This is a genomic window from Ruegeria sp. CH8 (assembly GCF_056536985.1).
This window is the reverse complement of record NZ_JBQFQR010000004.1, coordinates 263,040-283,405: the sequence shown is the minus strand read 5'-3', so window position 1 is coordinate 283,405 and position 20,366 is coordinate 263,040. Positions and strand designations below refer to the sequence as shown.

The 20,366-nt window shown below is 61.0% G+C and carries 18 protein-coding genes; 5 read left to right on the top strand and 13 right to left on the bottom strand.

The window, feature by feature from the left end:
- Nucleotides 1–5: 5 nt before the first annotated feature.
- Nucleotides 6–689 carry a phosphonate C-P lyase system protein PhnL gene (phnL, locus tag ACR0ER_RS06725; protein ID WP_480768267.1) on the top strand — a complete coding sequence of 228 codons (684 nt, stop codon included), beginning with the start codon at nucleotides 6–8 and terminating at the stop codon, nucleotides 687–689.
- Entirely contained in the window at nucleotides 686–1,234 is a 549-nt protein-coding gene (gene phnN / locus ACR0ER_RS06720) for a phosphonate metabolism protein/1,5-bisphosphokinase (PRPP-forming) PhnN (protein ID WP_480768245.1), read from the top strand. The genes phnL and phnN overlap by 4 nt, the downstream gene beginning before the upstream one ends.
- Here the strand turns inward: phnN and ACR0ER_RS06715 are convergent.
- On the bottom strand, nucleotides 1,216–1,899 hold the full coding sequence (locus tag ACR0ER_RS06715; RefSeq protein WP_480768244.1) for a DUF1045 domain-containing protein: 684 nt from the start codon (nucleotides 1,897–1,899) through the stop codon (nucleotides 1,216–1,218). The genes phnN and ACR0ER_RS06715 overlap by 19 nt on opposite strands.
- A gap of 52 nt (nucleotides 1,900–1,951) precedes the next feature.
- Here ACR0ER_RS06715 and ACR0ER_RS06710 point away from each other — a divergent pair, with 52 nt between their 5' ends.
- Nucleotides 1,952–3,091, top strand: coding sequence for an alpha-D-ribose 1-methylphosphonate 5-triphosphate diphosphatase (locus tag ACR0ER_RS06710; RefSeq protein WP_480768243.1), 1,140 nt, complete (start codon nucleotides 1,952–1,954; stop codon nucleotides 3,089–3,091).
- Here ACR0ER_RS06710 and ACR0ER_RS06705 read toward each other — a convergent pair whose 3' ends face one another.
- Genes ACR0ER_RS06705 through ACR0ER_RS06675 form a run of 7 tightly spaced genes read right to left on the bottom strand, consistent with a single transcriptional unit; the run spans nucleotide 3,092 to nucleotide 9,586 of the window.
- On the bottom strand, nucleotides 3,092–3,568 hold the full coding sequence (locus ACR0ER_RS06705) for a class I SAM-dependent methyltransferase (RefSeq protein WP_480768242.1): 477 nt from the start codon (nucleotides 3,566–3,568) through the stop codon (nucleotides 3,092–3,094). It abuts the gene before it with no gap.
- Nucleotides 3,565–4,338 carry a polysaccharide deacetylase family protein gene (locus ACR0ER_RS06700; RefSeq protein ID WP_480768241.1) on the bottom strand — a complete coding sequence of 258 codons (774 nt, stop codon included), beginning with the start codon at nucleotides 4,336–4,338 and terminating at the stop codon, nucleotides 3,565–3,567. Before ACR0ER_RS06700 ends, ACR0ER_RS06705 begins: the two co-directional genes overlap by 4 nt.
- The gene (locus tag ACR0ER_RS06695) at nucleotides 4,335–5,474 is read right to left on the bottom strand and encodes a glycosyltransferase family protein (RefSeq protein ID WP_480768240.1); all 1,140 of its coding nucleotides are present in this window, start codon (nucleotides 5,472–5,474) and stop codon (nucleotides 4,335–4,337) included. Before ACR0ER_RS06695 ends, ACR0ER_RS06700 begins: the two co-directional genes overlap by 4 nt.
- Nucleotides 5,471–6,055, bottom strand: coding sequence for a histidine phosphatase family protein (locus ACR0ER_RS06690; protein WP_480768239.1), 585 nt, complete (start codon nucleotides 6,053–6,055; stop codon nucleotides 5,471–5,473). Before ACR0ER_RS06690 ends, ACR0ER_RS06695 begins: the two co-directional genes overlap by 4 nt.
- Nucleotides 6,052–7,128 carry a glycosyltransferase family 4 protein gene (locus ACR0ER_RS06685; protein ID WP_480768238.1) on the bottom strand — a complete coding sequence of 359 codons (1,077 nt, stop codon included), beginning with the start codon at nucleotides 7,126–7,128 and terminating at the stop codon, nucleotides 6,052–6,054. The genes ACR0ER_RS06690 and ACR0ER_RS06685 overlap by 4 nt, the downstream gene beginning before the upstream one ends.
- Nucleotides 7,128–8,375, bottom strand: a complete 1,248-nt coding sequence (locus ACR0ER_RS06680; protein ID WP_480768237.1) for a glycosyltransferase — start codon at nucleotides 8,373–8,375, stop codon at nucleotides 7,128–7,130. Before ACR0ER_RS06680 ends, ACR0ER_RS06685 begins: the two co-directional genes overlap by 1 nt.
- Complete coding sequence (locus tag ACR0ER_RS06675) at nucleotides 8,372–9,586, bottom strand: glycosyltransferase family protein (protein WP_480768236.1); 1,215 nt, start codon at nucleotides 9,584–9,586, stop codon at nucleotides 8,372–8,374. Before ACR0ER_RS06675 ends, ACR0ER_RS06680 begins: the two co-directional genes overlap by 4 nt.
- 370 nt (nucleotides 9,587–9,956) lie before the next feature.
- On the opposite strand from ACR0ER_RS06675, the gene ACR0ER_RS06670 reads away from it, so the two are divergent.
- Nucleotides 9,957–12,317, top strand: coding sequence for a mechanosensitive ion channel domain-containing protein (locus ACR0ER_RS06670; protein ID WP_480768235.1), 2,361 nt, complete (start codon nucleotides 9,957–9,959; stop codon nucleotides 12,315–12,317).
- A gap of 106 nt (nucleotides 12,318–12,423) precedes the next feature.
- Here the strand turns inward: ACR0ER_RS06670 and ACR0ER_RS06665 are convergent, their stop codons facing one another.
- The 5 genes from ACR0ER_RS06665 to ACR0ER_RS06645 are packed head-to-tail and all read right to left on the bottom strand — an operon-like array spanning nucleotide 12,424 to nucleotide 19,627.
- Entirely contained in the window at nucleotides 12,424–13,761 is a 1,338-nt protein-coding gene (locus tag ACR0ER_RS06665; RefSeq protein ID WP_480768234.1) for a CoA transferase, read from the bottom strand.
- On the bottom strand, nucleotides 13,758–14,912 hold the full coding sequence (locus ACR0ER_RS06660; RefSeq protein ID WP_480768233.1) for an ABC transporter permease: 1,155 nt from the start codon (nucleotides 14,910–14,912) through the stop codon (nucleotides 13,758–13,760). The genes ACR0ER_RS06665 and ACR0ER_RS06660 overlap by 4 nt, the downstream gene beginning before the upstream one ends.
- Nucleotides 14,909–15,937, bottom strand: coding sequence for an ABC transporter permease (locus tag ACR0ER_RS06655; protein WP_170332988.1), 1,029 nt, complete (start codon nucleotides 15,935–15,937; stop codon nucleotides 14,909–14,911). Before ACR0ER_RS06655 ends, ACR0ER_RS06660 begins: the two co-directional genes overlap by 4 nt.
- Before the next feature lie 14 nt (nucleotides 15,938–15,951).
- Complete coding sequence (locus ACR0ER_RS06650) at nucleotides 15,952–17,862, bottom strand: ABC transporter substrate-binding protein (protein ID WP_480768232.1); 1,911 nt, start codon at nucleotides 17,860–17,862, stop codon at nucleotides 15,952–15,954.
- Complete coding sequence (locus tag ACR0ER_RS06645; protein WP_480768231.1) at nucleotides 17,855–19,627, bottom strand: ABC transporter ATP-binding protein; 1,773 nt, start codon at nucleotides 19,625–19,627, stop codon at nucleotides 17,855–17,857. The genes ACR0ER_RS06650 and ACR0ER_RS06645 overlap by 8 nt, the downstream gene beginning before the upstream one ends.
- 233 nt (nucleotides 19,628–19,860) lie before the next feature.
- Here ACR0ER_RS06645 and ACR0ER_RS06640 point away from each other — a divergent pair, with 233 nt between their 5' ends.
- Nucleotides 19,861–20,358, top strand: coding sequence for a class I SAM-dependent methyltransferase (locus tag ACR0ER_RS06640; protein WP_480768230.1), 498 nt, complete (start codon nucleotides 19,861–19,863; stop codon nucleotides 20,356–20,358).
- Nucleotides 20,359–20,366 lie beyond the last annotated feature (8 nt).

Genomic DNA, 20,366 nt, shown 5'->3' with positions numbered 1-20,366 from the left:
TGGCGATGATTGAGCTTAAGGATGTCAGCAAGAGCTTTACTCTGCACAATCAAGGCAGCGCGGTGATCCCGGTGATGCGGGGGGCCTCGCTGACAGTCGCGCCGGGTGAATGTATCGCGCTGACCGGGGCGTCAGGGGCAGGCAAGTCCACCCTGATGCGGGTTATCTACGGCAATTACCTGGCTGCGTCAGGGCAGGTTCTGGTCGGTGGTCTGGATGTAGCGCAGGCGGAGCCGCGCGAGATTTTGGCGCTGCGCCGCGAGACGCTTGGTTATGTCAGCCAGTTCCTGCGCGTGGTGCCGCGGGTGCCGACGCTGGATGTGGTAGCAGAGCCTCTGTTGGCCATCGGGTGTGACCGGCAGGCGGGGCTGGACAAGGCAGCGGCTTTGCTGGCGCGGTTGAACATTCCCGAACGCCTGTGGTCGCTGAGCCCGACGACCTTTTCCGGTGGTGAGCAACAGCGGGTCAACATCGCCCGGGGCTTTGCGCACGACTATCCGGCGATGTTGCTGGACGAACCCACAGCCTCGTTGGATGTGCAGAACCGGGAGACGGTTCTGTCGCTGATCGAAGAAGCCAAAGCGCGTGGCGCTGCGATCGTGGGTATCTTTCATGACGTCAGCGCGCGCGACCGGGTTTGCGACCGCGAGATCAACGTCTCGGATTTCACGTCCGGAGTAGCCGCATGAGCCTTGCACCGGTCATAGCGGTCGTTGGTCCCTCGGGCGTTGGCAAGGACAGCGTGATGGAGGCGCTGGAGGCCAGCACGCCGGGCATTGCTAGGGCCCGACGGGTGATCACCCGCCCCGAAGGCGAAGAAGGCGAAGATTTCGACCGGGTATCGGTTGAGGATTTTCAGCAGATGGTGACCGAGGGCGCCTTTGCGCTGCACTGGCCCGCGCATGGCTTGTTTTACGGGGTGCCCAAGGAACTTGAAGATCTGCGGCACCAGTCGGACGCGGTCTTGGTGAACCTGTCCCGCTCGGTCCTTCTGCAGGCGCAAGAGGTGTTTGGCGACCTGGTCGTGATCTCTCTGACCGCCGACTCGGACGTTCTGGCGCAGCGCCTTTCCGCGCGAGCCCGTGAGTGCGGGCAGGAACAGGCGCGGCGGCTGGCGCGGGCAACGAAACCTTTGCCAGAGGGATTGGCGCGGGTCATCCAGATTGACAATTCAGGGCCTCTGAAGGCTACGGTTGCCGCCATCCTGTCCCAGCTTCAACCGGAAAGGGCGTAGCGATGGATCAGGTGAAAACGCCCGTCTTCTGCCTCGCCCACAAGGGCCAGATCGGTGATTTCGAACGGGGCGGGCAGCAGGGGCGCAAGCCGTGTTTGCAGGGCGTCCTGAACTGTCGCCAGCGTCGGTTTGCTCAGCTTGCCACTGAGGGTGATGTGAAAGCGGAAGGCGTCCATCACGTAGGGGTAGCCCCATTGCACCAGATTGGCGTCCTGCTCGGGCGACAGACCAGCGGCGCGGCGGCGTTCCAGTTCAGCCTCGGACGCGGGCGCCCGAAAACTGTCCAGATCACGCACGCAGGCGGCGGCCAGCGTATTCAGCGCGGCTTCATCGCCCAAAGGGCGCAGGGCCAGAAACCGGCCGAGGCGGGCAATCCCCAATCCGTCCAGCGTGACCGGAGGCTGCTTTTGCGCAAGCTGAGCACAGGCCTCGGTCAACGCCTCCACCGACTGTCTGTCATGCAGGCGAAAGGGCGGTTTCATCGTCGCGTGCAGACCGTATTTGCGCGGCACGTTGCTAACGGCCGCAACGTCCACACCGTCGATAAACGGATGCGCGACATCATTGCCGGTTTCCGTGTCCCAGCCCAGCCAACTGGTGGCGAATTTCGTCCATTCAGCTTCGGCCGGTGGTGCAAAATATATCGCGTATCGCGTGAATGTCACATTGGCCTCCTATGCGTGGCCTTCCCAATAGCTCAGACCGTGTGAAGTTCAGATGACAGAAGAAATGATCCTTGCCAATGCCACGCTTGTCCTACCGGATGAGACCGTTACGGGCAGCGTGCGGATTGTGGGTGAAACCATTGCCGAAATCGCCACGGGCGCGGCAGTTCCGACAGGCGCGGTGGATTGCGGCGGCGACTATGTCAGTCCCGGTCTGGTTGAACTGCACACAGACAATCTTGAGCGCCACATCCAACCGCGCCCAAAGGTCGACTGGCCCCACGCGGCGGCGATTCTGGCCCATGACGCCGAACTGGCCAGCACCGGGATCACGACGGTCTTCGATGCGATGCGCATTGGATCGATCCCCAGCGGCAACCGGTACAAAAAATACGCCCGCGATCTGTCGCGTGAGCTATGGGAGTTGCGTGAACAGGATGCGTTGAAGATCAGCCACTTCCTGCATTTGCGGGCCGAGGTCTGTTCGGAAACTCTGGTCGCTGAATTGGATGAGTTCGGCCCCGAAGACCGAGTGGGGCTGGTATCATTGATGGACCATACGCCCGGACAGAGGCAGTTCCGAGACATGTCGCAGCTTGAGGCCTACATGAAGGGCAAGCACGGTATGACCGATGACGATTTTCTGCAGCATGTCGCGCAGCTCAAGTCGCTGCGGGATCGGTATGGCGACCGGCATGAGGTTGAAACCGTCAAGGCCGCCCAGCGTTTCGGTGCGATGCTGGCCAGCCATGATGATACCACGCAGGAACAGGTGGCGGTGTCCGCTGGTCACGGCATTCGGTTGGCTGAATTTCCCACCACTGTTGAAGCTGCCCGTGCCTGTCACGACCACGGCATCAAGGTGATGATGGGTGCGCCAAACGTGATCCGCGGCGGGTCGCATTCCGGCAACGTCGCCGCGCAGGAGCTGGCCGATTTGGGTCACCTCGACATTCTGTCCTCGGACTACGTCCCCGCGGCGCTGCTGCTGTCGGCGGCGCGTTTGGGTGAAAGTTGGGGGGATATGGCGCGCGGTTTGCGGACAGTGACCCAGACCCCGGCGCGCGTTGTTGGGCTGGAAGATCGCGGAGAATTGCGCCAAGGCGCGCGCGCGGACGTCATCCGCTTCCGCTTGCGCGAAGGCGCGCCCGCGTTGAACGGCGTCTGGTCGCGCGGCCGGCGCGTCGCCTGATCAGGCGCGGTAGAACAGGTATCGGTCGGGCGCGATGGTGTCCGGGCCGCTGATTTGTTCGAACCCCACCAGAGGCTGACCAGAGATCAACAACCCGCCGGGTCGCATCACCCGCGCAATCAGAGGGCTGAGGCGCGCGGCTTCGGCCACGTCCTCTTCCTTGATGCCGCGCCCGAAATCGTAATGCGCCAGCGCGATCTTGGCCCCGCCAGCGGCCAGCTTCTCCAACATGGGTTCTGCTTCGCCCTGCAAAAAATCCTCGACCGGGGGCGTGCTGGACGGATGGCTTTGCAGCACCCTGTCCATCACCCAGATGCGGCGCTCTGGCAGAATCTCCCGCAGGTGATCATAAGTGCGGCCGTTGCCCAGCCCCATATCCAGCACGTCACCCTCCATCTCGCTGATCTGAGCGACCGCCCAGTTCAGCCCGTCGCGTTGCGCGGTCAGGCGGCGCAGCATGGAATCCAGTCGGCTCATTCGGGGTCTCCGGTTGATGTGTTGGCTGGTAAGGCCCAGGCAATACCGGGGCCGTTCAGAAGCCTGCGCAGCAGGTCTTCGGTAAAAGTCCAGATGTCGGGATCATGGACCAGGTGATGGGTCAATACGCCGAAGGGCTCGGTATTATCCGTCCGCCCTTCGCGGCGGTCCCGCAAGAGAACCTCCGTTTGGGTGACCAGCTTATCCGGGCTAACCAGCCCCCGTGTTCCGCGCCAATCAATGGGGTCAAGATGGGTGTTGATCTGCTCTAGCCCGAGCGTAGGCATTCGCGTCTTGCGTGGCGTAGCTGTTGAGACAGCGCGGTAACCCAGTTCTGGCAGTTCACGCACCACCTCGGGCGCAACGCGGTTCCAAGGCGGTACGAAGATCGGGCACAGCTTGTCCCCGAACAGCGCGTGCAATCGCTCGAACCCTGCGCGCGCGTCGTCTAGAATATTCGGTATTGGCCTGTGCAACCGGAATTCGGACTTCTTTTCCTCTGGCGGGGCGTGGTTTTGATGCGCCCAACCGTGCACAACCGGGATCAGCATCGCGCGGTCCGCGACATATTCCACCAATCCGGAATCTGCATGGCGAGGGATTATCGCAAGGTGGACGGGCAGGTCGACAGATTGGGAAAGCTCTGACAACGTCTCAAGCTGCGGCGTTACCGATACCGCGTCATCGTCCCGCCACCACAGGGGCAGTGTCAGACCCTGCGCCTGCCAGATGTCCAGTTCGGTTTCCAAAGGGCGCCAGTCGAAGATCATGCCTGCCTCCTCAAGGAACATGCGATTTCAACCGATTTGACGGCGCCATCAAAGCCGTCGGTGGAAACCGGGCGGGGGCCTTCTGACATAACGGAGGAGATGGCCAGCGCCAAAGCCGTTCCGTCAAGTTTCTTGGTGGGCAAAACCTCGATGGCAAGAAGTTCCGAGAGACTCTCTCCCCGCAGGCTCTGCTCAACCTCCTTACCATCGTCGAACGGCACAAACACGGCGGGTGTTCCCGATTGCAGAACGTCCAGAGCAGTGTTGTAACCGCACATGCTGACTGAGGTCGCGGCAAGGGGCAGCATCTGTCGGAAATCTGGGCGTACGGGTTCAAGAGCAACCGGGGCATCACCAACCAGCTTTTGCAATTGTTCTATGCGTGCGGGTGCGTCCTGTCCCCCCACCAACAGGCGCCAGCGCCTGTTGGGCATCTTTTGGGCGGCCTCGATGGCCGCGCGAAAGATCGGCTGGCCCACCGGCCCACCGCCTGCGCTGACCAGAATTTCGTCTTTCCCTACCGCATCGGGGTGCGGTGCAGGGGCTTCAGGGGCGACAAAGCCGGTATAAAACAACCGCTCGCGCAACCGATCGGTCACTGGCCAGCTGACCTCCAGCGGAACAACAGCGGGGTTGGAATGGACGAGGATGCCGTCATAGTACCTACACACGATCTCTTCCGCGCGCACAGCTTTCGACGGTTTCGAAGGCGGCGCGAGGATGTCCCTGATCGATCCCAGAACAATCGGACGACGTGGCAGAGCGTGGGCCGCTTCCAGCGCTGCAATAAACTCGGATGCCAATGATCGGCGGCCAAAGGGGAACAGTTCAGTGATCAGTACGTCTGGTTCGAAACTCTGAACGGCCTCAACCAGTGCGGTTTTGCGGGCCGCCAGATAAGTCGCGTCTGCCATGTCACCCTTCTGGGTCAACAGTCGGGTGAAATCGGTGCCATCCGAACGAAGCGGTGGCAACCCCAGCAGAGTCATGCCCGTGCTATCCAGTTGCGGTGCTGGCATTCCACCCGTGACGACAAAGGTCTCGTGTCCGGCACTTAGAAAAGCCCGGCCCAATGTCAGGGCGCGGCTCAGATGCCCGGTGCCCAACAGGTGCGTGACAACGACCATGACCTTCATGAGGAGGCCTCGGGCCTGATCAGGCGGATCGGTTCGGGCAGGGGCGTCATGTCCGGCATATCAACGATATACAGGCGGTTGCGCTTGATTTTAAAGGGGGCGGGGCCGTCGAAATCCCACCCCCAGGCACGGGCGAGGATGACCCGCATGATGCCGATATGGCAGACTGCGACCGTGTCGCCCGACAGGTTTGCCAGCCAGGGCTGTAGCCGGGCCCAAACCTCGGCTGGGGTCTCACCGTTTGGAGGGCGATACTCCCAGCCCCAGTCCTCGATATGGCGGTACCCGCTGACGGGATCTGCGATCAGATCGACCCCACACAAACCTTCCCAATCGCCCCAATTCATCTCGGTCAGCGCGTCCGAGGTTGACGGATCGCGACCGGCCACCAGACGGGCGGTTTCACTGGCTCGCTGCAACGGGCTGGACCAAAGGGTTGCGCTGTCCCACGATGCAGGCAGGCGCGTGGCAGCCAGTTCTGCCCGGGCGTCATCGTCCAGTGGAATGTCGCTGCGCCCCTGAATGCGGCCCGCGCGGTTCCAGTGTGTGTGTCCATGTCGCAGCAGGGCCAGACGGGTCATCGGGCGGCCTCCAGCAACGGGCGAATGGCCTGCCAGAACCGGTCGGTGGCGGCTGGCATCAGGTGGCGTTCAGCCATCCGATCGCGGGCGTCGGAGCCCAATGAAAGGCGGAGGTTCCGGTCGCCCAACAAAGTGCGAAGCCGTGCTGCCAGCCCTTCTGGCCCTTCCTCTGCGGTGGGGTAGTCGGACGGGGTTAACACATCGCGTACACCGGGCCGATCCTGCGCGACAACGGGTACGCCACTGGCCTGTGCCTCAAGATAGATCATGCCATAAGCCTCGTTGACACCCGGCCAAACCAAAACCGAAGCCTTCGCGTAGAGTTCCCGCAGAGCATCTCGGTCGCACTGTCCCAGAAAGCGGACCTTTGATCCGAAAGGGGTCATCATGGCCTCAATCTCCGACCGGGCGGGGCCGTCACCCGCGATGTTCAGGGTCAAGTCGCCCGGCATGAGCGCAAGGGTCTGAGCAAGAAGGGTATAGGACGCCAATTTGTCACCCTGACGCATCATGCCCACCGTCAGCATCGGGCCATCGCAGGTTGAGGCGGGCGGCAGGTCCGACAAGGGCAGAAAAGGGGGCAGTTCAACAAGGCGCTGTTCCCCGAATCTTTCCCGTTCCAGTGTGATCAGATCATTGGCGGTGTGGTAGAAAATCACCTGCGCCGCGTCGCAGGCGTCATGCGCAGATGCGGCGAACTCAGCCCAAGGGCCGTTCAGACGGCTGGTTGCGCGGGTACTCTCCAATTGGACGTAAGGAATGTTCCGGGCCGCGCAAACGCGTGGGCCCAGCAGATCTGGTGCCTTGTAATAGTTGTGATAGGTCACCCAAAGCGCAGTGTCCGCAGGCAGGTCGCTAATCAAGCGCTGTACCTCGGTGTCGGCTTCGGCGCGCAAGGCAGCCTGTGCCTGCGTGTCCCCAACCTTGTCATAGATGCTCAACCGAGAGGCCAATTCGACCGTATCGCCTTGTGCCCCAATCGCCTGCATCAGATTGCGGGCCATCTCACGATCCCCCGACGGCACCGGGCTGTCGGGCGCTTTCATGGGCGCGTAAAAAGCGATCCTTGCCATCAGACCGTATCCGCACCCAGTGCGCGCAGTCGTTCGGACAGGCGGGTGATGCCAGGGTCCATGCGGAACTCGGCGATCAGGCGGTTATAGGCGGAATTGGCCATCGACACGGTGTGCTCGGGCGCTGTGGCCATGTTGGTTATGGCCAAAGCCAGTGCGGCGGGGTCGTCGTCGGAGAGCATCCCATGCTTTCCGGATTCAATGAACTCGGGAATGGCCGACACCGCCGTCGACAGGATAGGCAAGAGTTGAGACGCGGCCTCCATCAGTACGTTGGGCAGTCCGTCACGGTCGCCATCCGCTGCTATTCGACTAGGCAGCACGAACAGGTCGGACACGCGCATCGCCGCGATCACCTCGGGCTGGTCGCAGGCGCCTTTCCATGTGATCCGGTGCGCTACGCCTGCAGCCTCGGCCTGGGTGCGCAGGGTGTCGCCGAGCGTACCTCCGCCGATATGGGTCCAGTGCCAGTCCAGCGCGTCCGGCAGCATGGCGAAAGCGTCGATCAGGCGGTCAAAGCCCTTTTTCTCGACCAGACGGCCGACCGATAGCATATGAAACGGTGCATCTGGCGTGCGCTGGGCGCGGTCTGGCGGGGCGGGGAAACGTGCCAGATCCAGCCCGTGATAGATCAGGTCAACCCGCGCCGGATCATCGGCCAAACTGCGCAGGTGGTCTGCCCCGATGGCGGTACAGGTCGCGCCAAAGGCCGCGCCATGGGTCCGCGCCTGCAGTTTCTCGGTCTTCTCCCAATCGGGCGAGGTCCAGATGTCCTTGGCATGGGCCGAAAAGCTCCACGGCAGGTCGCGCATGATGGCGGCATAGCGCGCGACCGAGGAGGGGGTGTGCATGAAATGCGCGTACATCACCCGTGTTGCCTCGGGCAATTCGGCTGCCAGAACGCAGGCCTGACCAAAGCGGCGGATGCGGTTATGGCTTGGATCGCGGCGCAGATCGGCACGCCAGACCCGGTAGGCCTCTGCATATCCGGGCAGCGCCTGTGCCACTTGGCGCGCGGCCCAGACGCGCTGGGGCTCTTCGTACAGGTATTCGGGCAAATACCGCACCTGACCCCGGAACCGGTCGTGCAGCGGGTGCCGTTTCACGTCGGTCGGGTGGCGCAGGGACCAGATGTCAAAGCTGTGCCCGGCCTCCTGCAAGGCGACGAGTTCTTGCGCGATAAACGTCTCGGAGAGGCGCGGCCATCCCTTGACCAGCACCGCCAGTTTCGGCTGAGGCGTTGTCATCCGGTGGCCCGTTCCTGTTCCTGGCTCAGCAGGGCATCAACCCGGTCAGTGACGTAATCCAGCCCGTCCAACAAACCCCCTTGGATGGCCTGCGATGGCAGAGGTAGGTGCGGAAGGCTGCGGATCGCCTGTATCATCGCATCCGGTGTCAGTCCGTCGCGGTTTTCGTCCAACATCCGGACAAGGCCCAGACCTTCGGCGCGTGAGGCACGGATCCACTGTTCCAGCCGCGGCGTCGTGCGGGGCACGATGACGGCGCGTTTGTCGAACGAGAGAACCTCGCAGAACGTATTGTAGCCGCCCATGCAGACCACCCCGGCGGCCCCGGCAAAAAGTGTTTCGATTTGGGATTCAAAGCCAACGGCGGTCACCCGCCCGTTCAGCGCGGCAACGCGGGTTTCGAAATCCTCGCGCAGTTCACCGGACAGGAAGGGGCCATAGACCAACACGGCACGCGGCGACAGTGTCGGGTCTTTTTCATAGGCCGAAAGAACAAGGTTCACCATCGCCTTGCCGTCTCCGCCACCACCCGGTGTGATCAGAATGTAGGGCTGTTCGGGCGGCTCACCGACCGGGCCGAGATCGCGGCGCAGGTAGCCCGTCCAGTGAATGCGCGACTGCGCCGCGTGGCTGAGTGGCAGGCCCTGCGTCGGGTCATAGATCGAACGCAGCCCATAGACCCAGATTTCGTCATAGAAACGTTCAGTAGCGGCCAGAGCCTCCTTCCGCTCCCACTCAGCGGCCAGAACCTCGGGCTCGTCCAGCACGTCGCGCAGGCCCAACACCAGTTTTGTGCGTTGTGAATGCAGCAGGCTTTCCAGCGTCGGCAACAACTCGCCCCGAAAGCCGGTGGGCTCCTTGTCGACGACCAGCATATCGGGATCGAATTGCTGCACGGCGGTCTGGATCAGGCCCGCGCGCAGCTCGGTCACCTCTTCGATGCCCATGCCGATTGTCCGGGCCGCATAAGACCCGTCGGCGCGTTTGGTCACGCCTGGCAGGCGCACATGGTCGACCCGGCGCGGAAAGGTGAACCGGCCAGCTACCGGGGACCCGGTCAAGATCAGGGCAGAGGCCTCGGGGTTGGCCTGCGTGATAGCCGCAGCCAAAGCGCGCGACCTGCGCAGATGCCCTAATCCGAACGTATCATGGCTGTAGAACAGAATGCGCGGCGCCCGGCCGGTGGTGTCGTTTTGTATTCTTAGGCTCATGCTTTCGCCTGCCGTGTTTCTCGGTGCAAATCCGCGCGTTTACACCCGTTACCGTATATTCTTTGCCGTCGCTTGCCAAAGGGGGCGACGAAATTGTGCAAATTTGACAAGCATTGTGAATTGGCAACATTCCCGGTCCTTGCGACCAAAGAACTTTCCACCGTTTGAGCTTGTCTTCGATCCCACAATTCCACCCAACTTTCAGGGTTGGTCATATTCAGTTTTTTCGAGGTTGCAAACACCCAAGTCGCCAGCATTGCACAGGGAACACGAATTGACACGATCTTGGGAAGAGAAAGGCTGAATATTTGAATATACTCAGGTGCTTCGGTATTCTGTGGCGCATCATGCGGATTGGACGAATAACTCGATGAAACTCAAACTTTTAGCTGGAATGGCCCTGGTGATCTGGGCGTTGACAGCGGCCTTTGTCACCGGAGCGGCAGCGCAGACGTCCTTGATCCCTGGGTACAGTTCGGGTTCCGAGGCGGATACAAGCGCCGAGGGCGATCTTGCCGCCGCGATACGCACCGCGACCGAGGCCGGCGCCAGCGTGATCGTTATCGACAGCGCGGGGCAGATTGTGTCCTCGGGTGGTGCCAGCGCCGCAGCGGATGAACCCCATGATCCGATGGCCGAAGGCTCTCAGCTGATGAAGGCGCAGGAGAGGTTCTCGAAATTCCGCGAGTCAATGAATTCTCGACTAGAAGCTTTGCCCTATTCAATCTTCGAAGTGCAGTACATCCTGCGCCAGACCAGCCCTGATGGCCGCATCCAGACCTATGTCGAGGTTCTGTTCTGGAATATCCTGTTCTTGCTGCTTGGGCGCTGGCTGTCCACCGAGATTTACGGCAAGCGCATGGCCAAAAAGCTGGTTGTGGCACGATCCAAGGAGAACCCGCAGGGCTATCGCGAGAAAATGCCGTTTCTGGTGTTCCGGTTCTTCATGGGGATCGGAGGCACGGTATTTGCGATGCTCATGGCCCTGATCGTGGGGTACCTTTTCTTTGGCGAGGCTGAGGACATCTCGATCCAGTTCACGGTCACGGCGATATTCACGGCGTTTTTCCTGTCGCGCACGGTCTCCGATTTGTGGCGCATGGTGCTGTCGCCCTACCTGAGTCAATACCGCCTGCCGCCCTTTTCCGACCGGGATGCAAAAAGGCTGTATTTCTGGGCCTCGGCGCTGGCGACCTATGACATTTCGGTGGTGCTGTTTGCGACCTGGGTGGCGGATTTCGGGTTGAACTACAACGTTTACGCCATGGTTTATGGCGGGCTGACCATGTTTGGGGCGTTGGGCAACGTGCTGATGATCCTGTTCAATGCCCGCGCCATTTCCAACGCCATCCGCGGCGGGCGGGCTGCGGATGCGGTCTCGTGGATAGTGCGGTTTATTTCCTTTGCCTGGTCGCCCGTTCTGATCGTCTACATCGTCTTCAGCTGGTTCAAGCTGGCGGTTGATCTGGTGCTGGAGAACGAGAACTCGCTGCCGATTGTGGCCAGTAGTTATGCGATTTTCATGTCGGTGGTCGTGGCCTACGGGGCCATGAATTACCTGCTTGAGCGTTACTTCGACCGCAATCGCCAGATGGAGGAGATGAACACCGAAGACGCTTTGGGCGATGTTGAAGAACCGGTGGAAACCGTTGAAGCCGAGGTGCGCAAGCACAGCATGCTGACCTATGAGGACTTGGCCCGTCGCGTGGCTGGCATTCTGGCCTTTGTGGTCGGGCTCTATGCATTGGTCGTGATCTGGAACCCCGACGCCAGCTGGAGCGAGGACCTGCCGATTGACCGGGCTTTGGACGTGATGGTCATCCTGTTTATCGGGTACATCCTGTTCCACTTTTTCCGCATCTGGATCGACACGAAAATAGCAGAAGAGATCGACGATGGTGGTGAAGAGGCGGAACTGGGCGACGAAGGCGGTGAAGGTGGGCAAAGCCGTCTGGCTACGCTGCTGCCGCTGTTTCGCGGGGCGATCCTGGCCGTTGTCGTTGTCACCATCGTTCTGATCGTTCTGATGGAGTTGGGCATCAATGTCAGCCCGCTGTTCGCAGGTGCGGGCGTAGTGGGTCTGGCCGTTGGCTTCGGCTCGCAGACGCTGGTGAGGGACATCTTTTCAGGTGCGTTCTTCCTGTTGGATGATGCGTTCCGCAAAGGGGAATATATCGATATCGGGGATGTGAAGGGGACGGTTGAGAAAATTTCGGTCCGGTCGTTTCAACTGCGCCACCATCTTGGCGCGCTGAACACGATCCCGTTTGGCGAGATCAAGGTGCTAACCAACTATTCCCGCGACTGGGTGATCATGAAGCTGCCGCTGCGGGTGACCTATGACACGGATGTCGAGAAGGTGCGGAAACTGATCAAGAAGCTGGGTCAGGAATTGCTGAGCGACCCGGTGATCGGCGAGAACTTTATCCAGCCGCTGAAGTCGCAGGGCGTGATCGAGATGCAGGATTCGGCGATGATCATCCGGGTCAAGTTCATGACGAAGCCGGGCGATCAGTGGCTGGTGCGTAAGAAGGTCTATCAGGAAATCCGCGAACTGTTTGCCCGGGAAGGTATCAAGTTCGCGCACCGGGAAGTCACGGTGCGGTTGGCTGAAGGGAAGGACCCCGAAGACTTGTCTCCTAAGCAGCGCGAAGCGGTAACCGGTGCGGTGCAGGCTGCGATTGACGAGGATTATCTGGACGATATCGGCCCCGGCGGGGATGACCGCTAGGGTCGGCTCCCGCCCCTTTGAATTGCCTCTCTGACGAGACGCCACCCAAAGCGTTGGGCCAAGCAGCGCGTGCCGCGCGGCGGGTGTGTCAGGTGGACAGCGACGGTCAGACCGGATGGGAGGTGCCCAGCTTCCCGGCGGGCAAGGACCAGGACATCTGCGCGGCACCAACGGCCAATGCGGGTTTCAGGCGGTGGCCTGTTCCCCAACCGGACTCTTCGGGCTGTTGCTCGTAATCTGCGGGTGATGGGCCGGAAATATCACCGTCGGGTTCGGATTTCGCCAGTGCAGTCAGTAGTTCTGCTGTGCGGGCCAGCGAAAGTTGGGCCAGCATGATCGAGTTGCCGGAGGCGGCCTCAGCCAGTGCGGACAAGACGGCTGCGGCCATCAGGTAGCCCGTCGCGTGATCCAGCGCCTGAACCGGCAGTGGCGTCGGTTTGTCAGCCTTGGCCCAGGCGCGGCCGGCATCCGCGATCCCGGCGCTCATCTGCACGAGGCTGTCAAATCCGCGCCGCGTAGACCACGGACCCTGCCAGCCATAGGCGTTAAGGGTGACTTCGACCCGGTTCGGGGCCAGCTCATCGCGTTTGACCTTGCTCAGGCCAAGCGCATCCAGCGCTCCGGGCCGGTAGCCGTGGATGAAGACATCTGCCTGCGCAAGAAGGTCCTGCAGTTTCGTCAGGCCGTCGGGCGATTTCAGGTCCAGATAGGCGCAGTGTTTGCCCAGAGAAATATCCGGGATGACACCGGGCTCGTCCCATCCGGGAGGGTCGATGCGCAGGACCTCGGCACCGAAACCCGCCAGCGTTCGGGTGGAGACCGGGCCCGCCAGTACGCGCGTCAGATCCAGAACGCGCAGGCCTGCCAAAGGGCGGCTGGCCGTGGCCTGAGGGCGGTCGCGCAGCGTGATGTGCCTTGGGTTTTGCCAGCCGACCAGCGGATCGCGTGACACAGCACGGCCCTGCGGATGTTCCAGCCACTCGGTACGGCTGCGCATGGCGGCGGCAACGCCGCCCTCGGCCACAATCGCGGTTTCCAGATCAGATATCGACCACTCTTTAAGCGCTTGTGCCACGGCGTCACGATTGCCCGGAACCGCGAGAACCTTCAACGCCGCCGCCTTGTGGCGCGGCAGGTTTGTGTGCAGCCTGATCCAGCCGTCCGAGGCTTGATAATCTCCGGCTACAGCATCCCAGAGGCTGGGCATCTCCCACCCGTCTGGCTTGAACGAAAACCCGTACCACAGCGAGGCCAGACGGTGATCGACGGAAACCTCGGGCGCTTCGGGAGCAAGGTTCAATGCGGTCACCAGACGCGCCAGCTCCTGACCCACGGCGGCAAAGCTGGCCGTGGCCAGTTCCGACACCGCAAACGCGCTGGGCCGCGTGCCCTTGTCGGTTGTTTTATAGTTGTCAGCGGCGGGGAGGGCGGAGAACAGGCTCATTGCTGATAGGGGTCCAGACTGTCCCGCAAACCGTCACCGAGGAAGTTGAAGGCCAGCACTACAACGATGATCGGCAGCATCGGAATGGCTGTCCACGGATAGATTTCGATCGAGGCGAGGTTCTGCGCGTCGTTCAGCATCACCCCCCAACTGACGGCTGGTGCCCGCAGGCCTAGGCCGAGGAAGCTGAGAGCCGTTTCCCCAAGGATCATCGCGGGGATCGACAACGTGGCCGAGGCGATCAAGTGAGACATAAAGTTCGGTAGCAGGTGCTTTCGGATCACCCGGCCTGAACTTGCACCCATCATTTCGGCCGCGCGTACGTATTCCTCTTCGCGCAGCGACAGGAATTTGGCTCGTACGGAGCGGGCAAGACCGGGCCAATCGAGGATGCCGAGGATGATCGAGATGATGAAGAACACCGCGACTGGGCTCCAGTTCGACGGCACTGCAGCGGACAAGGCCAGCCACAGGGGCAGTTCCGGCAGTGAACGCAGAACCTCGATCACGCGGTTGATGACCCAGTCGATCCTGCCGCCGAAATACCCGGCCATCGAGCCGAAGAAGATGCCCAGAACGAAAGACACGGTGATGCCGATCAGGCCCACAGTCAGAGACAGCTGTGCGCCGTAGAGGATGCGGCTGAATACATCCCGGCCCAAGCGATCCGAACCCCAGAGGAACAGCGTCGCCCCTTCGGGCGCGCAGAACAGGTGGGTGTCCGACCTGATCAGACCGGCGAGTTTGTATTCGGCGCCTTCACAGAAGAACTTGATCGCGCGGGGGTCTTCCAGATCTGGCACGAACTTCCACTGGAAGGTTTCAAGATCGGCTTCGGCTACGATTGGATAGACGTGGGGGCCGATGAATTCGCCCTCGTGGAACCAACTGATGCTTTGCGGCGGGGCATAGAGATGCTCTCCGTTACGTTCATTCGGCCCATAGGGCGCGATGAACCCGGCAAAGGGCAGCATCAGGTAACACAACAGCAGGAAGATGCCCGAGATCAGGCCCAGCTTGTGGGTTCTGAACTTGCGCCAGACCAGCACCCAGTTCGGCGCGTCCAGATCGGCACGCTCAAGCTGTTGCAGAGAGACATTCGGGTCATAAGGGGCATCGTCGACATAGCGGTCGTCAGGGCGTTGTGTCATGCTTCACGCCCCTCGTACCGAATGCGCGGGTCGAGCATGACCAGCAGAATGTCCGAGATCATGGTGCCGATCAGGGTCAGCAGTGCCACGAACATCAGGATGAAGGCGGACAGGAACTGATCCTGCGTTTTCAGCGCCGTCAGCAGGGTCGGGCCGATGGTCTGCAAGCCCAGCACGACCGAGACCAGAACCGAGCCGGAGACCATCGAGGGCAGCAGGTTGCCAATGTCGGCCACAAACGGGTTGAACGCCACGCGCAGCGGGTATTTCGTCAGCATCCGCGACGGGGCCATGCCCTTGGCGATAGCAGTTTCCACGTAAGGTTTGCCCAATTCGTCCAGCATATTGGCCCGCAGACGCTGCATCATGGCCGAAGCGCCGGATGTACCGATCACGAAAGTTGGGACGATCAGGTGGACAAGGATGGACTTGAACTTGTCCCAGCTCATCGGCAGGCCTTCGTAGACCGGGTCCATCAGTCCACCAATGGGTAGGTTGAAATAGCGGTGGCCGTAGTAGAACAGGATCAGCGCCAGCAGAAAGTTCGGCGTAGCCAGTCCCAGATACCCAACAAAAGCCGATGTATAATCGATCCACGTCCGCGACCGTGCCGCAGCGATGACGCCCAACGGCAGCGCCACGGCGTAGACAAACAGGATCGCTGCCAGATTGACCACCACGGTCAGCCATAGGGTGTCGCCCACGATCTCGGCCACCGGGCGGTCGAATTCGAAGGACCAGCCATAGTTGCCCTGCAGCAGGCCTTCAAAGCCATGCGGACCCGGCCAGAAACCCATCCAGATCAGGTATTGCTCCCAGATGGGCCTATCCAACGCGTATTCCGTTCGCAGGAATTCGGCCTTGGCCACACCCGCCGATTGGCCAGACGCCTGCAACTCCGCAATCTGGTTGCTGAGGTAATCGCCGGGCGGCAGGTTGATGATCACGAAGATCAGAACCGACACCACCAGCAGCGTCAGCAGCATCGTGAAAAAGCGATAGACTGCGTAGCGCAGCATGACCATTTAGCTGCTCCTGATCAGTCGGCGAAAAAGAATTCGTCCGGCCGGTGAATGCCGAAATGCGCGCCGGGCTCCCATGCCCACATAGCTTGTTCAGGTACGTTGCGGAGGCGATTGGAAACCACGACCGGCTGCGGTGCGCCGTTCAGGATGCCGATGGCGTACAACTGGTCGGCATGGATGTTCAGCATCTCGGTCCAGATTGCCTTACGCTCATCATCGGATGTAGCGACCTCCCAATCATGGGCCAGTTGCATCAGGCGTTCGGCCTCGGGCATGTCAGGCGCTTCGCCGACATCGCCGCTTGTTTGAAAATACTGGCCCCATTTCGGCCAGGCGAGAAAGACCTGATCGGTTGGAGCCAAATAGGCGGGCGACGTATGAGCCTGCGGGATGCCGTCATCCCAGCCGAACCAGACCGAGGCCATGGTGTTTCCCGCAAAGACGCGGTTACGCAGGATATCGCGGTCCAGTGGGCGCATGACAAGATCGACACCGATCTCGCGCCAGGTGTCGGTGACGATCTGCAGGGCGTTCTCAACCTCTTGCCGTTCACCGGCGGTTTCGACGATCAGTTCCATCGGACGACCATCGGACAGCAGGCGAATGCCGTTTTTGTTGCGCTCGGTCAGACCGGCCTCATCCAGCAGAGCATTGGCCTGTTCGACGTCGAACTGTGCCCAGGCCTGCGCGTTTTTCTCACTGTAGAACGGAGACGCAGGCAAAACCGACATGGCACCGGGTTGCGCCAGCTTGAAATACAGTGCCTGATTGATTGTCTTGCGATCAATGGCCAGCGACAATGCGCGACGTACACGCACATCGCGCAGAACCTCGCGCCAGCCGTCATCGGCAAAGTTCAGGTTCGGATAGATCGCAATTTGCGAGGCCACACCGGTCTTCCACAGGCGGGTCTTGTAGTTCCCGACCTCTTCGCCCTTTTTCAGGATCGAGGCGTCCCTGAATGCCAGCCCACGGCCCTGCAGATCGGTTTCACCGGCGTTTGCCTTGGCGGCAACCAGACCGGGGGCGACGATCTCCATCTCGACCACGTCGATATAAGGCAGTTGCACGCCCTTGCTGTCGATGCGGTGGTAATAGGGGTTGCGCACAAAGTTATGCCGGATCTTCTTGCCCGAGCTTGCGTTCAGCCAAGGCTGCAGGGTCGGCAGTTCGTGGTTGTCGTATTTGTACAGGTTGTCCAGCTTGTTATGTAGTGCCGCCCAGCTTTTAACGCGGGCATCGCTGACCAGAAAAGCAAGCTCTTCGGTATCCGCATATTGCTCGTGGTATTTCTTCAGAAACGCAGATGGCCGGTAGATGAAGGGTGGGCGCGCCTGAGCCAGTGATTGAAGGAAATCGGGGTTTGGGTCTTCCCACTCATAGACAACGGTGGTCTCGTCGGGAAAGGACACGGTGGGCAGCTTGCCCTCGACGATCAGAAAATCCGGCGGGCCGGAGGGGCTGAGAAGTTCGTTATTCGCCACGTCTTCCCACCAATAGCGGAAATCCTCGGAGGTGAAGGGTGACCCGTCCGACCATTTGTGCCCTTCGCGCAGATGCAGCGTGAACTTGCGATTGCCTTCGCTTTCAAAGGACTCCAGCAGATCGGGCACCAGTTCGTAGTTCTCGTTGAACCCCACCAGCCGGGCGTAGCCATAAACCACCATCTGGCGGATGTCCTTGGACCGGGTGACCATGGTCCGCAGTGTGCCGCCGGGAGTTCCGAACTCACGTCCTTTGGCGGCCAGATCAACCACCAGCGGCTCGTCCGGAAGGCGGTCCTGAACAGGGGGCAGGTTGCCGGCGTTCACTTCGGTGGACCAGAATTCTCCTTCAACAGGAGTTGGGGTGTCTGCCGTGGCGGGCAGCATCCATGCGGCGGCCAGCGTGGCGGCCAGAAACAGGGGGCGAGTGGTCTTAAACATGGCATCTTACCTTATGGCCGGGCTCCATCTCTACCAGTGAAGGTATCACGGAGTCGGTAAATCGGAAGGCGTCATCCCAACTGTCTGGCGAACCTGCGCCCAAAGCAACCAGTTTCAGGTCAATGGGACGGTTGATGTCAGGTTCTGGCTGAGCGGCAATCAGCGCCTTGGTGTAGGGGTGGCGGGGATTGTAGAAAAGTGTCTCGGGCGGGGCCTGTTCGACCACCAGCCCCCGGCGCATCACGGCGACCTCGTCGGCAATGCGCGCCACGACGGCAAGGTCGTGCGAGATGAAGAAATAGGACAGGTTCAGGCTGTCCTGCAGGTTTTCCAGCAGCGTCAGGATTTGCTCCTGAACTGAGACATCCAGCGCCGAGGTCGGCTCGTCGCAGACGATCAGTTGCGGGTCTAGCATCATGGCGCGTGCAATCGACAGGCGCTGACGTTGACCGCCGGAAAAGGCGTGCGGGTAGCGTTTCAGCATATCCGCGTTTAGGCCGACTCGCTTCAACATCTCGGCTGCCTTGTCCCGCTGTTCCGAGGTCGATCCGATATTGTGAATTTCCAGCGGTTCGGTCATCGCGTCCTGGATGCGCATTCTGGGGCTGAGCGAGCTGTAGGGGTCCTGAAACACCATCTGCGCCTTGCGCTGAAAGGCGGTGCGATGGGCGCGGGTCATGTGGTGTACGGTGATCGGGTCCGCGTCCGGTGACGTGCGGAACAAGACCTCTCCGCCGCGATCAGGCGGCTCGGCGCCCAAGGCGATGCGGGCTGCGGTGGTTTTGCCGGACCCGCTTTCGCCAACAATCGCCAGCGTCTTGCCGCGTGCCAGATTCAGATCGACGCCGCGGCAGGCATGGATCAGCTTATCGCCCTGCCATCCCTTGCTGGAGCGCATGGTGTAGGTTTTCGACACGCCTTTCATCTGCAGGATCAGGTCTTCGTCGGGCATAGGGATGCCGACGGATTCCTCGTCCGGAATCTCGGGCGCGGCGTTGAACAGCTGCTGCGTATAGGGGTGCGCGGGTGCGGTCAGGATGGGGGCGGCGGCACCGGCCTCCATCACGCGGCCCTTGTGCATGACGACGACCTGCTCGGCCATATTGGCGACCACACCCAGATCGTGTGTGACGAGGATCAGGGCCATCCCGGTCTCGCGCTGAAGCTCTTTGATCAGGCCCAGCACCTGCGCCTGTGTCGTTACGTCAAGTGCAGTGGTCGGCTCATCCGCGATCAGCAGTTCCGGCTTGGAGACCATCGCCATCGCAATCATGGCGCGCTGACGCATGCCACCGGACAATTCAAACGGGTAAGAATCATAAGCGCGCTGGGGATCGGGAAAGCCCACGCGTTCGAACTGGGTCAGCACCTCTTTGCGGGCCTGCGCTTCGGACGCGCCGCGATGCAACCACAGAACCTCACTGACCTGATTGCCGATCTTGTGCAAGGGCGAGAGGGACCGCATCGGCTCCTGAAAGATCATCGAAATCCGGTTGCCGCGAATACCGCGCATCTGCTTTTCGTTGATCCGGGTCAGTTCCTCGGTGCCCTTGGAATCGTTGAGCGTAATCGTGCCGCTGCGTATCTGTGCGGTGCGCGGCAAAATCCGCAATGCCGCCCGACACGAGATCGTTTTGCCTGATCCGGATTCACCGACCAAAGCCAGCGTCTGCCCGGCCTCGACATCGAAATTGACGCCTTTGACAACGGGCTCACCCTTGCCAAATCCGATGCTCAGATCGCGGACGGACAACAACGCCGTCATTCAGGTGTTCCACCCGTTGGGCCGTAGCTCGGCATGCGCTTGATCAACTCCCCGTGTTTTTTGTCGCAGTTTCGCGCGGTTGGTGCTGGCTAGTCAAACCCGTTCTTGGGGTGAAATGTCGCGGAATTGTGAAACTGACGCCAATTTGCCTACACAAAGTCTTGAGGATTTGTCATCAAACGTCCTGTCGGCGCCATCTGACAAGTCGACTGGTATCAAGGAGAGATTTCCCCGTGTCCGACAATCAAAGCCGCCTAGATCTGTTTATTGACCGCATGGTGTCGCAGCGCGCCTGTCTGGATTTCGCCATCGCCGAGACGCGAGGTCTGGCAGGGCCGGTGTTCGAACTGGGGCTGGGCAATGGGCGCACCTATCATCACATGGTGCAATACGTGAAAAACCGCCCGGTCTATGTGTTCGAACGTGCGGTGGCGTCTCACCCGGATTCGACACCCCCCGAAGATCGCGTAATACTGGGGGACGTGCGCGAGACATTACCCGCCGCGCTGGATCGTTTTGGCGCGACCGCCAGCCTGATTCACGCTGATCTTGGCGGACATAACCGGGAAAAGAACGATGCGTTCGCCCGGTTCGTCTCACCCCTGATCGAGCCGCTGCTGGCGACCGGCGGGCTGATGGTGTCCAGCGATCGGATGTATTTTGATACGCTAACCGAACTGCCCTTGCCGCCAGACGCAGTCGAGGGACGGTGTTTCATTTATCGCAGATAAGGGGAAAG